This window comes from Pseudomonas sp. 7SR1 (assembly GCF_900156465.1).
Taxonomy (GTDB): Bacteria; Pseudomonadota; Gammaproteobacteria; order Pseudomonadales; family Pseudomonadaceae; genus Aquipseudomonas.
The window spans coordinates 3,261,191-3,278,267 of the sequence record NZ_LT707064.1 but is presented as its reverse complement, the minus strand read 5'-3'; the positions used below and the strand labels follow the sequence as shown (position 1 = coordinate 3,278,267).

General features: G+C 64.1%; 16 protein-coding genes. 5 read left to right on the top strand and 11 right to left on the bottom strand.

Translation table 11 applies throughout. The features are described 5' to 3' along the window. Positions 1–106 precede the first annotated feature (106 nt). Both BW992_RS14915 and BW992_RS14910 read right to left on the bottom strand, forming a co-directional pair. Entirely contained in the window at positions 107–1,498 is a 1,392-nt protein-coding gene (locus BW992_RS14915; RefSeq protein ID WP_072459304.1) for an aminotransferase-like domain-containing protein, read from the bottom strand. A 214-nt stretch (positions 1,499–1,712) separates the two neighbouring features. Continuing rightward, entirely contained in the window at positions 1,713–2,474 is a 762-nt protein-coding gene (locus BW992_RS14910) for an SDR family oxidoreductase (protein WP_076406477.1), read from the bottom strand. Between the two features lie 226 nt (positions 2,475–2,700). On the opposite strand from BW992_RS14910, the gene BW992_RS14905 reads away from it, so the two are divergent. Next, entirely contained in the window at positions 2,701–3,705 is a 1,005-nt protein-coding gene (locus BW992_RS14905; protein WP_072393513.1) for an NADP-dependent oxidoreductase, read from the top strand. 57 nt (positions 3,706–3,762) lie between these two features. Here BW992_RS14905 and pyrF read toward each other — a convergent pair whose 3' ends face one another. Further along, entirely contained in the window at positions 3,763–4,461 is a 699-nt protein-coding gene (pyrF, locus tag BW992_RS14900; RefSeq protein ID WP_072394123.1) for an orotidine-5'-phosphate decarboxylase, read from the bottom strand. 292 nt (positions 4,462–4,753) lie between these two features. On the opposite strand from pyrF, the gene BW992_RS14895 reads away from it, so the two are divergent. The 3 genes from BW992_RS14895 (at position 4,754) to xopAW (ending at position 7,611) form a co-directional block, all read left to right on the top strand. Then, positions 4,754–5,512, top strand: a complete 759-nt coding sequence (locus BW992_RS14895) for a response regulator (protein WP_072394128.1) — start codon at positions 4,754–4,756, stop codon at positions 5,510–5,512. Continuing rightward, positions 5,512–6,588 carry a sensor histidine kinase gene (locus BW992_RS14890; protein ID WP_072393516.1) on the top strand — a complete coding sequence of 359 codons (1,077 nt, stop codon included), beginning with the start codon at positions 5,512–5,514 and terminating at the stop codon, positions 6,586–6,588. The genes BW992_RS14895 and BW992_RS14890 overlap by 1 nt, the downstream gene beginning before the upstream one ends. 159 nt (positions 6,589–6,747) lie before the next feature. Further along, the gene (xopAW, locus tag BW992_RS14885) at positions 6,748–7,611 is read left to right on the top strand and encodes a XopAW family type III secretion system calcium-binding effector (RefSeq protein WP_076406476.1); all 864 of its coding nucleotides are present in this window, start codon (positions 6,748–6,750) and stop codon (positions 7,609–7,611) included. 73 nt (positions 7,612–7,684) lie between these two features. Here the strand turns inward: xopAW and BW992_RS14880 are convergent, their stop codons facing one another. From BW992_RS14880 to BW992_RS14865, 4 genes are all read right to left on the bottom strand, one after another. Next, positions 7,685–8,722, bottom strand: a complete 1,038-nt coding sequence (locus BW992_RS14880; protein ID WP_072393522.1) for an AI-2E family transporter — start codon at positions 8,720–8,722, stop codon at positions 7,685–7,687. A gap of 62 nt (positions 8,723–8,784) precedes the next feature. After that, positions 8,785–9,591: a DUF4892 domain-containing protein gene (locus BW992_RS14875; protein ID WP_076407341.1), complete on the bottom strand. Its 807-nt coding sequence runs from the start codon at positions 9,589–9,591 to the stop codon at positions 8,785–8,787. A 141-nt stretch (positions 9,592–9,732) separates the two neighbouring features. Next, complete coding sequence (locus BW992_RS14870) at positions 9,733–10,584, bottom strand: alpha/beta hydrolase (protein WP_072431587.1); 852 nt, start codon at positions 10,582–10,584, stop codon at positions 9,733–9,735. Beyond that, positions 10,581–11,375, bottom strand: a complete 795-nt coding sequence (locus BW992_RS14865; RefSeq protein ID WP_076406474.1) for an alpha/beta fold hydrolase — start codon at positions 11,373–11,375, stop codon at positions 10,581–10,583. The genes BW992_RS14870 and BW992_RS14865 overlap by 4 nt, the downstream gene beginning before the upstream one ends. A 228-nt stretch (positions 11,376–11,603) precedes the next feature. On the opposite strand from BW992_RS14865, the gene BW992_RS14860 reads away from it, so the two are divergent. Beyond that, the gene (locus BW992_RS14860; RefSeq protein WP_076406472.1) at positions 11,604–14,618 is read left to right on the top strand and encodes an RHS repeat-associated core domain-containing protein; all 3,015 of its coding nucleotides are present in this window, start codon (positions 11,604–11,606) and stop codon (positions 14,616–14,618) included. 19 nt (positions 14,619–14,637) lie between these two features. On the opposite strand, the gene BW992_RS14855 is transcribed toward BW992_RS14860, so the two are convergent. The 4 genes from BW992_RS14855 to BW992_RS14840 form a co-directional block, all read right to left on the bottom strand. Continuing rightward, the gene (locus BW992_RS14855) at positions 14,638–15,081 is read right to left on the bottom strand and encodes a hotdog fold thioesterase (RefSeq protein WP_072393534.1); all 444 of its coding nucleotides are present in this window, start codon (positions 15,079–15,081) and stop codon (positions 14,638–14,640) included. 62 nt (positions 15,082–15,143) lie between these two features. After that, positions 15,144–15,596, bottom strand: a complete 453-nt coding sequence (gene sixA, locus BW992_RS14850; protein WP_072393537.1) for a phosphohistidine phosphatase SixA — start codon at positions 15,594–15,596, stop codon at positions 15,144–15,146. Continuing rightward, positions 15,593–15,940 carry a DUF4389 domain-containing protein gene (locus BW992_RS14845; RefSeq protein ID WP_072393540.1) on the bottom strand — a complete coding sequence of 116 codons (348 nt, stop codon included), beginning with the start codon at positions 15,938–15,940 and terminating at the stop codon, positions 15,593–15,595. The genes sixA and BW992_RS14845 overlap by 4 nt, the downstream gene beginning before the upstream one ends. A gap of 31 nt (positions 15,941–15,971) precedes the next feature. Continuing rightward, on the bottom strand, positions 15,972–16,997 hold the full coding sequence (locus BW992_RS14840; protein WP_076406470.1) for an NAD(P)H-dependent glycerol-3-phosphate dehydrogenase: 1,026 nt from the start codon (positions 16,995–16,997) through the stop codon (positions 15,972–15,974). Between the last annotated feature and the right edge of the window lie 80 nt (positions 16,998–17,077).

Genomic DNA, 17,077 nt, shown 5'->3' with positions numbered 1-17,077 from the left:
GCTCAGTCCTCTGCCAGTTTGTGTATCCGCAGATTCGCAACGAGATGCCCTCCAACACAAGATGCTGGCGTCGGAATAATGGCAAAAAGCTACAGCTCCGTCGTTTTCAGAACACTTGAGGTCGATCCAAAGCGCTGGCCCGGAAAAACGCCAGCGCCCTGGGGTCCCGTGCATAAGCCACATTGATCCGTAGCCAGTCGCTTTCGGTGCCTGAAGGACTGAATGCCGTGCGTGAGGACAGCAGCACGCCGAACCGCTTGGCCAGGCGCTGCAGCCCAGCGTGATCGCACCGGGGCGGGCGGGCCCAGATGAACAGCCCGCCGGCCGGCTTGCCGAAGACCGTCCAGTCGGCATCCTCCAGCACCTGCAGCACCGCCGCCATATCGACACCCAATCGCTGTCGCTGACGCTGGGCCAGTTTGCGATAGGCGCCGTTGGCCAACAGGCTGGCCACCACTGACTCACAGAACCGCGAACCGCCCATGCTGGTGATCCCCTTGACCGCGCTCAACCGCTCGACGATGCCAGGTCCGGCCGCCACGAAACCGACTCGTAACGAGCTGCTGAGGGTTTTCGAGAAACTGCCCACATAGAGGACATCGGCATCCAGCGCCGCCAGCCGGGTCCGTGTGGCGCCCTGGAAGTCAGCATAGACATCGTCCTCGACCACCAGCAGGGCGTGTTTTTTTGCCAGTTGCAGCAACTGCTGGGCCACGGCGGGCGCCAGGCTGCTTCCGGTCGGGTTATGGCAGGCACTGTTGATGAATAGGGCGCTGGGCCGGTGACTGGCCAATAGCGCCTGCAATGCCTCCACGTCCGGGCCCCGTGGAGTCCTGGGCAATTCGATCATGTCGATCCGGTGAAGCCTGAGCAATTCGAAAAGGCTTGGATAGCCGGGGCTCTCCACCACCACGCAACACCCCGGCCGAAGCAGGGTCCGCACGATCAGGTCCAGCCCATGGGTGGCTCCCGTCGTGGTCAGGATCCGGTCCGCGCCGGCATTGATATTGAGCTGCTTCAGACGCCTGGACAATTGCTCCCGCAGCGCAGGCAGCCCCAACAGCGTGCTGTAATTGAACAACCCCGCCATGTCGGTGCGGGTCACCTGGCGGATCGCATAACCCAGGTCATCGCTCTCGCGCCAGCGCTCAGGCAGCCCGCCGCAGCCCAGGTGCAGTTCCCATTGGGCATCATCGACCAGGCCAGCCTGGGTGAGGGACGCGTCATCCGGCCAGTCGCCGGGCGTACACCTGGCCAAGGCTGGTGGCGCCACGAAGAAGCTCGAGCCGTGACGGGACGCCAGTATGCCTTGGGCGACCAGGCGCTCGCACGCTTCACTGACACTGGACTGGCTCAGCAGGTTATCCCGCGCCAGTTGCCGGATGGATGGCAGGCGAGTTCCCGGTTGCACCGCATCCTGTCGAATCCAGCCGGCCAGCGCGTCGACAATTTGCTGCACGACAGGCACCAGGGCCTGTCGGTCGATTCTCAATTCCATGAGTAACCAAGCTCCTAAGCGTTTGTTTTATTTCTGGAAACAGTTTGTTTTTAGGAAAACAGTTAAGCACAGGGTGTCCAGGAACGAGGTACGACAACGGCGCCAAAACCGCCGATTCTCACCCTTTGAAACACATTGGCGGATTCATTCAAGAAATTTCCTACCATCAAAGAAAAAGCCCGCAACCAGTGCGGGCTTCTTCCTACAAGCTTCTTCAAAAAGCAGTGACGCCACCGTCAACCGCCAGGGAATGGCCGGTGGTGAATGCCGCGCCGTCACTGCACAGATACAACACGGCGCTGGCGATCTCTTCCACTTTGCCGATACGCCCCACCGGGTGCATGGCGTTGGCGAACTCGTCCTTTTTCGGATCCGCTTCATAGGCACGGCGGAACATGTCGGTATCGATCACCGCCGGGCAGACCGCATTCACGCGGATCTTCTTTTTGGCGTACTCGATGGCGGCGGACTTGGTCAGGCCGATCACGGCATGCTTGGAGGCCGCATAAATGCTCATCTTCGGCGCCGCCCCAAGGCCGGCCACCGAGGCAGTATTGACAATGGCGCCACCGCCCTGGGCCAGCAGCAGCGGCAACTGATACTTCATGCACAGCCAGACGCCCTTCACATTGACGCCCATGATCGCGTCGAACTCATCGAGGGTGCCGTCGGCCAGCTTGCCCTTCTCGATTTCGATCCCGGCGTTGTTGAAGGCGTAGTCGAGGCGGCCATACGTATCGATCACCGCGTTCATCAGGCTCTGCACGTCAGGTTCCAGCGTCACGTCGCAGCGCACGAACACCGCCTCGCCGCCGGCGTCCAGGATCGAGCGCACCGTGTCTTCGCCGCCGGCCGCGTCCAGATCCGCCACGACCACTTTCAGCCCTTGCGCCGCGAACGCCTGGGCGGTAGCGCGGCCGATGCCTGCGGCGCCGCCCGTAACCACTGCCACCTGCCCGGAAAACGTCATGCTCATTGTCCTGTTCCTCGAAGAATGCGGGGTCGTGCCAGTGTAGCCACAGCCCCCCGTGGCACGGCAGCACTATCCAGATGCCGGTTGGGCATTCATGGGTGCCAGTGATGACGCAGCGGTAGCCACTATCACTGCGTTGGATCAAGGTGCATTCGCTGTGTCGGCAAAACCTTGCGGCAAATGCCTCGACGGTCTATCAACAAAGCTTCATTTACCTTGAGTGCCAGCCATGACTGCCCAGACCAATCGCCAGTTCCTGCTCGCCAGACGCCCGGTGGGCGCCGCCACCCGCGAGACGTTCACTTATCAGCAAGTACCGGTCGGCGAACCGGGGCCTGGCCAGATTCTGGTGAAGAACGAATATCTGTCCCTGGACCCGGCCATGCGCGGCTGGATGAACGAAGGCAAGTCCTACATCGCCCCGGTGGGTATCGGTGAGGTGATGCGAGCCTTGGGCGTGGGCCAGGTGATTGCCTCGAACAATCCTGGATTCGCGGTCGGGGACTACGTCAATGGCGCCTTGGGTGTGCAGGATTATTTCCTGGGCGAGCCGAGAGGTTTCTACAAGGTCGATCCGAAACTGGCGCCACTGCCCCGTTATCTGTCCGCGCTGGGCATGACCGGCATGACCGCCTACTTTGCCTTGCTCGACGTCGGCGCCCCCAAGGCCGGTGAAACCGTGGTGCTGTCGGGCGCAGCCGGCGCCGTGGGCAGCATTGCCGGGCAAATCGCCAAGATCAAGGGCTGCCGCGTGGTGGGCATCGCCGGCGGAGCCGACAAATGCAGGTTCCTGATCGATGAACTGGGCTTCGATGGCGCCATCGACTACAAGAATGAAGACGTCCACGCCGGTCTCAAGCGTGAATGCCCCAAGGGAGTGGATGTGTATTTCGACAATGTCGGGGGCGACATCCTGGATGCGGTGCTCAGCCGCCTGAATCTCAAGGCTCGCGTCGTGATCTGCGGCGCCATCAGCCAGTACAACAACAAGGAAGCCGTGAAGGGACCGGCCAACTACCTGTCGCTGCTGGTGAACCGGGCACGCATGGAAGGCTTCGTGGTGATGGACTACGCCGCGCAGTTCGCCGCCGCCGGGCAGGAAATGGCCGGCTGGATGGCCAAGGGGCAGCTCAAGAGCAAGGAAGACATCGTCGAAGGGCTGGAGACATTCCCCGAGACGCTGACCAAACTGTTCAGCGGGGAGAATTTCGGAAAGCTCGTGCTCAAGGTCTGAGCGAAATAATGGTGGGCGCGAGCTTGCTCGCGCCCACCACGGCCCATGCGTGTCGAATCAGGCCAGCTCGGCCACCACCGCCGCCAGCGCCTTGGCCGGGTCCGCCGCCTGGCTGATCGGGCGGCCGATCACCAGGTAATCGGAACCGGCGTCCAATGCCTGGCGCGGAGTCAGGATGCGGCGCTGGTCGTCCTGGGCGCTGCCCGCCGGACGAATCCCCGGTGTCACCAGTTGCAACGACGGGTGTGCCGACTTCAACGCACTGGCTTCCAGCGCTGAACATACCAGGCCGTCCATGCCCGCCTTCTGGGCCAGGGCCGCCAGGCGCAGCACCTGCTCCTGAGGCTCGATGTCCAGGCCGATCCCCGCCAGATCCTCACGCTCCATGCTGGTCAGCACGGTCACGCCGATCAGCAGCGGTTTCGGCCCGCTGCGCTGGTCCAGTACCTCACGGCAGGCCGCCATCATGCGCAGACCGCCGGAGCAGTGCACGTTGACCATCCACACGCCCATCTCCGCGGCGGCCTTGACGGCCATGGCGGTGGTATTGGGAATGTCATGGAATTTCAGGTCCAGGAATACTTCGAACCCCTTGTCGCGCAGGGTGCCGACAATCTCCGAAGCGCAGCTGGTGAACAGCTCCTTGCCAACCTTGACCCGGCAAAGGCTGGGGTCCAGCTGGTCGGCCAGCTTCAGGGCGGCGTCACGGGTAGGAAAATCCAGGGCGACGATGATAGGCGTCTGGCAGGCGGACATGAGCGGGCTCTCAGGCAAGTCGAAATCGGCGCGCATTGTAGCGGAACCAGCGGCGCTGCGGGACCCGATGATCGGTAAATCCTCATGGTGCCCCAACCAGCATGGCCGACAGGACGCTTTGTGTCCAAGCCGATACATTCATGACATGCGCACAACACGCCCGCAGGCTACCGTTCGACGCCGCACCCCGCCCTTTCAGCGCTTCACGCCTTGCGGCACGGAGCTTATGCTGAAGCCACCACCTTGCCGTCGCTCCTTGCGGCTGGCAGCCTACCAGGCAGATGAAGCATCCATGCAGAACACCCCCGTTGCCAATTCTGACGATCAAAAAGCCTCCAGCGATGACAAGCGCTGGAGCATCCGCGCACTGATCGTCGATGACGATGTGCCGATCCGCGAGCTGCTGATCGATTACCTGGCCCGTTTCAACATCCGCGCCAGTGGCGTGAGCGACGGCGCGGCCATGCGCCAGGCAATGCAATCCGAACATTTCGATGTAATCGTGCTCGACCTGATGCTGCCGGGCGAAGACGGCCTGCAACTGTGCCGCTGGCTGCGCGCCGAATCGGACATCCCGATCCTGATGCTCACCGCCCGTTGCGAACCTACCGATCGCATCATCGGCCTGGAACTGGGTGCCGACGACTACATGGCCAAGCCGTTCGAACCCAGGGAACTGGTGGCACGGATCCAGACGATCCTGCGCCGGGTGCGTGACGACCGCACCGAGCAACGGGCCAATATCCGTTTCGACAACTGGCGGCTCAACAGCGTGCTGCGCCAACTTATCTCCGCCAATGGGCTGGTGGTGCCGCTGTCCAATGCTGAATTCCGGCTGCTGTGGGTCTTCATCGAACGACCGCGCCGGGTACTCAGTCGCGAGCAACTGCTCGATGCCGCCCGTGGACGCTCCATCGAGGCCTTCGACCGCAGCATCGACCTGCTGGTGTCACGACTGCGCCAGAAGCTGGGCGACGACCCCAAGGCCCCGCAGTTGATCAAGACCGTCCGCGGTGAAGGCTACCTGTTCGACGCCCGGGACATCGGCTGATGCGATTGCGCCTCGACTCCCTGTTCGGTCGCCTGTTCGGCATGCTGTTGCTGGCGATCGTCCTGGCGCATCTGCTGGCCTTCGCCTGGTTTTTCCATTACGACCAGCCGCCTCCGCCCGGGCCGCCGCCGGAATTTTCCCGGCAGAGCGAAGGAACACCGCCCGCGGGTCTGTCACCTTTGACCCCGTCCCCTTTTGCCCCGCCGCCCCAACGCCGTCAGCGCCCGTGGTTCGGCGGCCCGGTGGTACCGCTGACGTTCCAGTTCGTGTGCCTGATCATCGCAGCCTGGTATGGCGCCAAGTTGCTGACCCGACCGATCCAGCGCTTGAGCGATGCGGCTGAACGCCTGAGCGAGGACCTCGACAGCCCGCCGCTGGACGAAACCGGCCCCCGGGAAGCCCGGCAGGCGGCCCACACGTTCAACCTGATGCAGCAGCGGATCCGCGAACAGGTCCAGCAACGCTCACGCATGCTTGGGGCGGTGTCCCACGACCTGCGCACCCCGCTCTCGCGCCTCAAGTTGCGCCTGGAGCAGATCGATGACGCCAGGTTGCAAGGCCAGATGCGCCAGGACCTGGACGACATGATCGGCATGCTCGACGCCACGCTGACCTACCTGCACGAACAGCGCACCAGCGAGGCGCTGCAATGGATGGATGTGCAAGCCCTGGCGGAATCCCTGAGCGAAAACGCCCAGGACCATGGCGCCGATGTCCAGGTCGAGGGTTCCTGCGCGCCGCTGCAGGTGCAGCCAATGGCATTGCGCTCCTGCATCGCCAACCTCATGGACAATGCCTTGCGCTATGCCGGTCATGCCCTGATCGCCCTCGAAGACCAGGACTGCCAGTTGCTGATACGGGTCATCGACCATGGCCCCGGTATCGCCCAAGACAAGCGCGAAGCGGTATTCGAACCCTTTTATCGCCTGGAGGGCTCGCGCAACCGCAACTCCGGCGGCGTCGGCCTGGGCATGACCATCGCCAGGGAAGCCGCCGAACGCCTGGGCGGCCATCTGGACCTGGAGCAAACCCCAGGGGGCGGCCTGACTGCCGTCATCCGCCTCCCCCGGACCTGAGTCATTCCTGCCGTCTTCGTCGGGCCGCCGCCCGGAGCGCCCCCCACGTGACGATTTGTACGTCCCCCGGTACAAATTCCACATACCCACGACAACTGCCCCGCCGAGGCTGCATAAGCCGGTGCACCCGCCGGCAATTCCATCCCAAGGAGAATGCCCATGATCGGCAGCGTCAGCAGTAGCGGTTACTCGACGTACACCAGCAGCACGGCCACCAGCAGTGCCCGCAGCCAGCAGTTTCAAAAGGAGCTGCTCACCCGGCTCGACAGCGACGGCAACGCAACGGTGGACCAGGACGAATTGAGCACGGCCCTGTCCCAGCACAGCGACGATGGCCTGCTGGTCAGCCTGAGCAAGCAGTTCGGCGATCTGGACAGCGACGGCAGCGGTGACCTGAGCAGCGAGGAAATGGCCGCCTTGGCGCCACCGCCCCCGCCGCCACGGGACCAGGCGCCAGGCACCGAGCTGGCCGACGCGCTGCTCAGCGTCCTGGATGCAGACGGTGACGGCAAGGTCAGCAGCGACGAGTTGAGCAACGGCCTGGCCAGCGCCGGCAGCAGCGCCGACAGCACGCAGGTATTCTCGGCACTGGACAAGGATGAAGATGGCACCGTCAGCCGCGACGAACTCGCCGCCACCCTCACGCCACCGCCTCCACCGGCACAGGACGCGTCCGGTGAAACATTGTTCGGCCAGCTCGACAGCGATGGCGACGGCACCGTCACTGCCGCCGAACTGACCAGCGCCTTGCAGGCCGGCGACGCGACGTCCGGCGCCGAAACCAGCGCTACGCTGATGGCGGCACTGGACAGCGACAGCAGCGGTGGCGTCAGCAGCGACGAACTCGACAGCGCCCTGCAGGCCAGCCGCGACAATGGCCGCCCCGCCGGTCAGGCCAACGCCAACGCCAACGCCAACGCCAACGCCAACGAAGCGTTGAACAGGATGATCGCCAACCTCAACCGTCAATACTCGCTGGATAACGCCGCCAGCGTGGGTAAACACCTGAACGTGGCGGCCTGACTCCTGCCGTGAACCTGGCCTTGCAGCAGGTTCACGGCCCACCGAGCCAACCTTGCCGGCCCCAGGGCCGCCGTCAACGCGCCTGGCTCTTGCTCCAGTCCGTCAACAGGCTGTACGCCACGGCCAAAAGGGTCGGGCCGATGAACAAGCCGATGAATCCGAAGGCGATCAATCCGCCGAACACCCCCAGCAACACGATGACCAACGGCAGGTTGCCACCCCGGCTGATCAGGTATGGCTTGAGCACGTTGTCCACGCCGCTGATGACGAACGTGCCCCAGATCCCGAGGAACACCGCCATGCCGTATTCGCCCTGCCACACCAGCCAGGCCGTGGCGGGGATCCAGACCAGGGGCGGCCCCATGGGAATCAGGCTGAGCAGGAAGGTGACAATGCCCAGCACCAGCGCACCCGGCACACCGGCGATCAGGAAGCCGATCAGTGCCAGCACGGCCTGGGCCGCGGCGGTACCGATCACCCCATTGACCACCCGTTGCACCGTACCGGCCACCAGTTCGATGTAGTAGCCGGCACGGTCGCCGATCAGGCGTTCCAGCAAGCCATGGACGAACGCAGCCAGGCGCGGGCCGTCGCGGTAGAAAAAGAAGACGAATACGATGCTCAGGGTCAGTTCGAGGATGCCGCCGCCAATCTGCTTGCTGCGTGCCAGCAGCCAGTTGCCCACCTGCCCCAGGTAAGGCTTGACGGCTCCCATCATCGCGGCGCCCTGCTGGTCGATGCTGTTCCAGATCGCCACCAGCCGCCCGCCCACCAGGGGCAAGCCGGCCAGCCATTGCGGGGCATCCGGCAAGCCGTCGACCTGCACGTCCCTGATGAATGTCGTGGCATCACGCACATGATCGGCCAGGTTGGAACCCAGCCACACCAGCGGCACCGCCACCAGCAACATCCAGCCGACCGTCAGCAGGCCCGCCGCCAGGGATTCGCGCCCGTTGACCCAGCGAGTCAACAGGCGCATCAGCGGCCAACTGGCAAAGGCCAGCACCGCGCCCCAGAACAGCGCCGACCAGAACGGCGCCATCACCCAGAGGCTTGCGCCGAACAACACCAGGAGCAGGATCTGCACCAACAGCCGATCGTTATTGAGCATGTAGGGTCTCGAAAAAAGAACAGGACCTGGGCAACGGCGTGAAACCCGTCGCCCGGGACAGCTTATCGCAACAATTCAAGGTGCAGGCCCGTCGTGTCGCCATCGGCGGCCTCCATTCGTGCCGCCCGCACGCCCTGCCCCGTCAGCGCCTGGCGCCAGGCCTCGGCCCGGGGCCCCGCGAGGCTGACCCGCAGGCCGGTATCCAGGTTCAGCGCCCGGGCCAGCAGGCGCAACCAGGTTTCGTCCGGCTCGCCGCTCAGGCGGGGCAAGTCCAGCACGCCGGTGTCCTTGAGCTGGCGCAGCAGCGTGGCGGATGTCGGCAGCAGATCGCCCAGGGGCGCTTTCGCCTCGAATTGCTCGACGTGCAGATAGGCCTTGCGATTGCCGCGAGTGATGGCATACAGCGCGATCAGGGTGTTATCCACAGGCGGCGCCAGGCGCAGCAGCAGATAGGCCTGGCCGCTGTCCGCGCCGTAGAGCTTGGCATTGCCAAAGACGTCGTTGGCCCAGAGGCTGCTTTCACCGCAATCGCGGGCCTGGCACCAGAAAAGCAGTTCGGCGCCCTGTTTCTGCAACGCTTCGCGGGCGGCGGTGAAACCCTGGGTCGCCGAATGCTCCGGTGGCAGCTCATAGGTCACCGAGGTGGTGTCGCCACGGGCATCGACCTGACCGTCGAAGCGCAACTGGCCACTGATCTTGCGGATCGCGCCCAACGGGTAGATCCGCTCCGCGTCCCTGACCTGCCGGTAGTCGACGATCTGCGCATCGGGCATGCGCGGCACGCGCTCCAGGTCTCGACTGCCGGCTACGTCGGCGGCGAAGGACGCCGTGGCGAAACAGCCCAGCGCCAGTAATGCGAATGATGGGATAGGTAATTTCATCGGATCGACCGGGCCTGCTGTTCCTGGACGAAACCGGCGTCGATCATGGACCGCAAGGCGGGTACACGGATATCGGTCATGCTTGTCTCCCTTTCAACCCGCCCAGCCTCGACAGTTGCCCGACGCAAGTCAAGAAAGGCTGAAGAACCGATTGAAACAGTCTGCTACAAGCGTCGCCCCGGACTCATCGTTCAGGTGCAGATGGTGGCCGCCGGGCAACAGCTCATGGCTGAAGGGTAGACGCTCCAGCAACTGCGGGTGGCGGGCAAGCATGCCATCGGCCGCCACCACCAGATGCGCGGGGCAACCGACCCGTGCCACGAACGCCATAGCCTGTTCCTCGGTCAGGCGCAGCGGCGATGGCAGGGTCAGGCGATTGTCGGTGCGCCAGGTGTAACCGCCCGGCACCGGCATCAGCCCGCGCTGGGCCAGCAGGCCGGCGGCCTCTCGGCTGACCGCCACCACCCCTTTCATGCGGGCTTCGATAGCCCGGTCGAGGGTCTTGTAGACCGGTTTGCTTTTTTTCCGCAGATCCAGTTGCGCCTGCAGGGCCATGCCCATGCGTTCGGCGGCGTCGTCGCCCTGGGCGGTGGGCGGGATCACACCATCGATCAGCCCCAGGTGCGTCACCCGTTCCGGCAATGAGCCAGCCAGCACCAGGGACACGATGGCGCCCAGGGAATGCCCCAACAGCGCAAAACGCTGCAACCCCAGCTGCTCGGCGACCTGCAGCACATCATGGGCATAGTCCCACAGGGCGTAGCCGGCGCCGGGCGGCCGATGTCCGGAATGACCGTGGCCGGCCATGTCCAGGGCGATGATGCGCAACCCTTCGAGCCGGGGAGCCAGGCGGGCAAAGCTGTTGGCGTTGTCCAGCCAGCCATGCAAGGCGATCACCGGGCGCCCGTCCTCCGGCCCGAACAGGTGCGCCGCCAGTTCGATATGGGGCAGGCTCAGGCGGACTTCCTCGACCTGGCTCATGCGCAGCGTCCTTCCCAGCGCTGGAACAGGTCCTTGAGCAGGTTGGCGGTGTCCAGGGGGCGTTCCAGTGGAAACATATGCCCACCGGGCATGCTCAAGGCCTCGCCCCGGGGCATGCGCCCCACCGTGCGGGTGTGATGACGCATCACCACACGACTCTGGCGACCGCGTACCACGGCCAGCGGCACCTGGAGCTTGCGGGGCCGACCGGGGCTGGTATGAGGCACGCCGCGGTAGATGCTGATTTCCGTGGCCGGGTCGAAGCGCAGTCGCCAGCGATCGCCCACCTGTTGCAAGCCATGTTGCAGGTAGGCATCGAAGCAATCCGGGTCGAAACCGCGAAACAGCGTCTTGCCGGAAAAATACTGCCGGGCCGACTCCAGGTCTTCGAACTCCTCGCGCCGCCCCAGGGTGCGGCCGGCCGGCGTCAGGCGATCGATGAAGCCCAGGCGCTTGGCCGCCAGGATCACCCATTGATCGGCGCGGGTCAGCACCGGCGAATCGAGCATGACGACCCCGCGATACAGCCGGGGGCAGCGCAACGCGGCATGCAGGTGCAGCACCCCGCCGAGGGAATGCCCGACACCCCACACAGGCTGCGGTTGTTGTTCCAGGTGATGGATAAGCTCGTCCACCAGGTTGTGCCAGTTGTCATCCGCCGGGAAACTCGGGTCGTGGGCGTGCTGCTCCAGATGCGCAACCTGATATTGCGGAGCCAGCGCCGCGAATAACTTGCCATAGGTGCCCGAGGGGAATCCGTTGGCGTGGGCGAAAAAGATCGGTTGCGGCATTGCGGCAGATCCATGGACGGGGAAACAGGCCCTGATTGTCCGCAAGACGCGCTCTTGCAGCAATGACCGTAACTGCCAGGAATGATGACGGCGGCGTTTCGCCAATGAAAACCCGCCCTCTTCAACAGCCTTCAGGGTTGCCCACCTGTTACTTCTGACAGTTGACGCCACCGGTTAACCACGAATAACTGGCAACAGATTCGTCGCTCCCTGGTGAGGTCGACCTTCATGCACGCCAGAACCCCCACGGTCACCATAAAGGACCCGCGAAAACTTGAGGTCGCCTCGGTGTCCTACTATCGCAATACCCCCGGCCAGGCCGCTGAGCCGCGGGTTCATCGCCAGTCCTACGATGTCGCGGACCGCCCCGTGACCAGTCGCGATCCGCGTCTGTTCAAGCTGCTCGAGACCGAGCCGGATGCCCGTCCCAATCTGAAAACGCTTTTCAGCCTCTCAGGACTTCCCCTCTACAGCGATAGCGTCGACGCGGGAAGCCGCCTGGCCTTGTTCGGCGTGGCCGGCCAACACCTCATCGGCTGGGACAGCTTGTACGGGCAAGTGCGAAACGACTACGACTCACGGTTGCGCACCGTCAGGATCGTCGAGCAGGCGCCAGGTGCTCCGGCCAGGAACCGTGCCTTCTATGCCTACGGCGACAGCACCCCGGCATCGGCTTCGCATAACCGATGCGGCCGCTTGATCCGCCACGACGACAACGCTGGCACACAGCTTTTCACTGAGTTTGCCCTGACAGGCGGCGTCAGCTCCCAGACCCGGCATTTTCTCAAGGACCTGCAAGAGCCTGACTGGCCCGCCGATGAAGCAGAAAGGGACCGGTTGAACGAAGCAGGGAATGGCGCCGTCACTCACACCGTCCATGACGCGCTGGGGGAGCCGGTCCGCCAGCAGGATGCGCAGGGCAACGTCCAGTTCATGGAGCTGGATGTCGCCGGACAACTGCACCAGGTCCGCCTGCAGCTCGCCGGGCAGCCACAGGCCACGGCGCTGATCAAGGACATGGACTACAACGCCTCGGGCAACGTCGAGCGCCAGACCGCCGGCAACGGCGTGGTAAGCGAGACCCGGTACGACCCACAGGATGGCCGGTTGCTGTGCATCAAGGCCGGCGTTCCCGGTCATCCACCGCTGCAGCACCTGATTTATGGCTATGACCGGGCCGGCAATATTCTCAGCCTTCAGGATGGGACCGCACAGACCCGTTATTTCCGCAACCAGAGAATCGAACCGACTCGCACCTTTAGCTACGACAGCCTTTATCAACTGATCGAGGCAAGCGGCTGGCAACGGCTCGACAGCCAGCACGGCCCCCAGGAACCGGTTTTCGTTTCCCCTCCCGACCCCGGGCAACTGGAAAACTACCGCCAGGCCTACCATTACGATCACAGCGGCAACCTCACGACACTGATCCACAGCGCCGCCAGCCGCAGCTGGACACACCAGATGGCGATTTCCAGGTACAGCAACCGGGGACTGCCGCAAAAGCCCGACGGCAGCTTGCCCGGCGAGGAGGAGATCGCTGCCGGGTTCGATGCCAATGGCAACAGGAAACAATTATTGGCCGGTCAGGACCTGACCTGGGGCCAGGGCAACCTGCTGCGACAGGTTCATCAGGTCGTGCGCGAAGATGCGGCGAACGACAGCGAAATCTATGTCTATGACGAATCAGGCCAGCGCAAACGCAAGGTTCGCGTGACCCATGACGCGCGCAACAGTCGAACGCGAGAGGTGAGGTATCTGCCCGACCTGGAAATCCGCACCTGGGCCGAAGAAGTCCTGCAGGTCATCTCGATACAGGCCGGGCGCTGCTCGGTGCAGGTGCTGCATTGGCAATCGGGCAGTGTCCGGGCCGACCAGTACCGCTACTCCCTGACCAACCACCTGGGCTCCAGCACGCTGGAGCTTGACGCCCATGCCGATATGATCAGCGAGGAAATGTACTACCCCTATGGCGGTACGTCATGGTGGGCCGGCCCGGACAAGACGCAGGCGAGCTACAGGACACGGCGTTATTCGAACCAGGAGCGCGATGCCACCGGCCTGTATTATTTCGGCAAGCGCTACTACGCCCCCTGGCTCGGACGCTGGCTGAGTGCCGATCCGACCGGGATCGGCGATGGCTTGAACCTGTTCGCCATGGTCCATGGCAATCCGGTCCGGTTCGTCGATTTCCAGGGCCTGGTGGGCGTCGACACACTCTCGGCCGTCGGCGCCACGGGCGCCCGGGAATTCACCAGCGCCCTGCTCGCCTCGTTCATGCAATACCCGCTCGCGGCGCTCATGGCACCTGCGAGCCTGGGAGTGACCATTGCCGGTGCCACCGCAGGCGCCATTTCCGGCGGCATCAGCGGGTACGCAAGCGCCAATTGGGCCCAGTCCAGGCTCTCGGTCGACGATCCTTCCAGTTGGGCTCCCCTGATCGCCAAAATCGGTGGCGCCGCCCTGGGAGCCGCGGTGGGCGCTGCGCCGTCCCTGCTGGGTTCCCTCGACCCCCGGGGCAATTCCGCGGCTGTTGCGCAGATCGCCGGGGTTTTCGCAACGGTATATCGCGAAATGAGCGCCCAATACTTGGCGGATGTCGGCCCGAGCAATCCCAGCGTCGGGCGCACGGACCTGATCACAGGCTCGGCCAGCATGGGCGCCGTGGGCCTTGCCGGCGCGGCGGCAGGCTATGGTGGAGCGGCCCTGTTCGGCTCCGGGCCGGCGGGGAGTGCCCTGCAATCGATCGTCGCCGGTGCCGCGGCGACAGGTCTCGGCGCCGCCGCTGCCTCGGGGGTCAGGGGACTGAGGGGCACCCCCACCAAGCCCTCGAAAGGAACAGGCCCTGCATTCGACAAGGCCAAGGCTGTGGTGGGTGCCAGCAGCCGGCACTTCTTCGCCTCCCTGGGCCAGGCCGCCAATCTGGCGGTCGTGCAGATTCCCGGATACGGTGACCTGGACGCCAATACCCGGGCCCTGGTAAGCCGAGCGATCAGCAGCGCCATCGGTGACCTGCGCTCGACGTTCGTGACCACCGCCACTCCGGGGTTGAGCGCGGAGCTGGGGCAGACCACCTGGGATGTGGAAAAGGGCACCGTGGGTACCGCGATCACCCGCGAAAACGTGCCAGTGAGCATCGGCACCGTTCCCCCATCGCAGGTCGCCCCCTATTTCTATATGGTCAGCGAATTGCCCGAAGGCCGGCGCAAATACTCACGGAGCCAATTGAACATCGGACATATGTGAACGAAACGGCCTGCCGCCATCAGCGCGATGGCGGTTGCTCTCCCAACGGAACGACCGCCATGGTCAGGCGCGACACGCAGTTGAGCTTGCCGTTATCGTCGGTCAGGCGAATATCCCAGACCTGGGTGGTACGACCCAGGTGAATCATCCGGGCCGTGGCCGTCACACGCCCGCTGCGCACGCCACGCAAATGGTTGGCGTTGATCTCCAGGCCCACGCAATAGAATTTGCTCGTGTCCACGCACAGGTAGGCCGCCATGGAGCCGACCGTTTCGGCCAGCACCACCGAAGCGCCCCCATGCAGCAGGCCGAACGGCTGGTGAGTGCGGTGATCGACGACCATGCTGGCGGTCAGGGACTCGTCGTCGAACGACTCGAAACGGATGTCCAGCATTTCGCTGATGGTATTTTTACCAGCGGCGTTCAGTTGCTCGATATTGGGTGTATTGCGCCACAGACTCATCGTTGCCCTTTCCTTCTGCTTGTCGTTGCATTCAATCCTGCCCAAGCCGCGCCGTTTGCGGCTTATGGGTGCTTGATGCCGTTGAGCTTCATCGCCCCGGCCAGGGGCAGGTCACCTTCGAGCTCCGCCAGGCCGGCGGTTTGCACCTGTTCGGGTTGCTGCAGATGGCCGTGCTGTGCAAGACCGAGCAGGCTGCCCACCAGCGGGTTATGGCTGACCAGCAGGACATGGTCCCGGTCGTCCAGGTGCTCCAGGACTTTCTGCGGCCGGGTTTCCGGCTTGAGCCAGTCGACGGTGATCAGCTCCGGCTCGAACCCCAGCGCTTCGCGCACCAGCTGCGCGGTTTGCTGGGCACGCACGTAGGGGCTGGCATAGATGGCGGTCAGCGGCCGCCCCATCAGCTCGGCGGCGCTGCGCAATACTTCTTCGCGACCGTGAGCGGTCAGGGCCCGCTCGGGATCGGGACGAGCACCGTGAGGCTCGGCCTCGCCATGGCGCAATACCCATACTTTCATAGTTTGGGCTCCTCATCACGGACAGGATGTGGGGCGGGTGCCACGGCATGCGGCGCCTCGCCTTCCGGCGCACGCGGCGTTGGCCAGTCCGCGAACGGCCAGGGCTTCTGGTCGCTGTGGAAGGTGCCGAAACGGCCGATCTGGGCCAGGAACTGGCTCAGGCTATCGCCGAAATTCATCAAGCTGGCACTGGGGGCGCCATAGATCAGCCGATAGATCAGTTGCACCAGCACCACCGCGCCGAGAATGAATTGCGCCACCTGCCAGACCAGCAGGTAGATCACCATCCACAACACACGCAACAGAATGGACTCGTATTGGGGCTGCCCTTTCGGATCGTTCATGGTTCGCTCCTGTTTCTCTATCGCCAGAGGCTCAGTTGAAGCCACTGGTGGAAATGAAATCGACATCGGTCTTGGGTTCGCCACGCATCAACAGTTCGATGACCTGTTCAAGGGTGCGCCCTTCGAACAGGATCGCGTGCAGCCCGGCGACCAGCGGCATGTAGACCCCGGTCTCCTGGGACTTGGCCTTGAGGACCTTCAGGGTGTTCACCCCTTCGGCCACTTCTCCCAGGCGCGATACGGCCTCGTCCAGGCTCAGGCCCTGGCCGAGGGCGAAACCGACCTGGTAGTTTCGGCTCTTGGGCGAGGAACAGGTGACGATCAGGTCGCCCACTCCAGCCAGTCCGAGGAAGGTCATCGGATTGGCGCCCTGGCTGACGGCAAAGCGCGTCATTTCCGCCAGCGCACGGGTGATCAGCATGCTCTTGGTGTTCTCGCCCATGCCCAGCGCCACGGCCATGCCGGCGATGATCGCGTAGACATTCTTCAGCGCCCCGCCCAGTTCCACGCCGAAACGGTCGGCACTGGCGTAGACCCGGAAAGTCCGGCCGTGAAGTGCAGCCTGGACCCGCTGGCACAACGCCTCGTCTTCACTGGCCACCACCGTGGCGGTGAGGGCGTGCTCGGCGATTTCCCGCGCCAGGTTCGGCCCGGAAATCACACCGATCCGCGCTTTGGGCGCGATCTCCTCGAGAATCTCGCTCATGAGCTTGAAGGTCTGGGCCTCGATGCCCTTGGTCAGGCTCACCAGCAGCTTGCCGCTCAAGCGTTCGGCGTGAGGCGCCAGCACCGAGCGCAAGGCGCTGGAGGGCAAGGCGACGAAAAACAGGTCGCAGCCCTCGAGGGTCGCCTGCAGGTCGGTCACCGGTTCCACTTCCGGGCGGATCTTGATGCCCTTGAGGTAGCGCGGATTCTCGCGGTTGACCCGAATGGCCTCCGCCTGCTCCGGGTCACGCATCCATTGACGCACCGAATGGCCATTCTCGGCCAGCAGGTTAGCCACGGCGGTACCGAAACTTCCGCCCCCCAGGACCGCAATCGGGCGCTGTTCAGTCATATGCAATCCGTTCATCCATACCAAGTGGCGATGCCGGGCATTATACGGAGCGGCCGGATCGCGACTAGTGTCAGCATCAA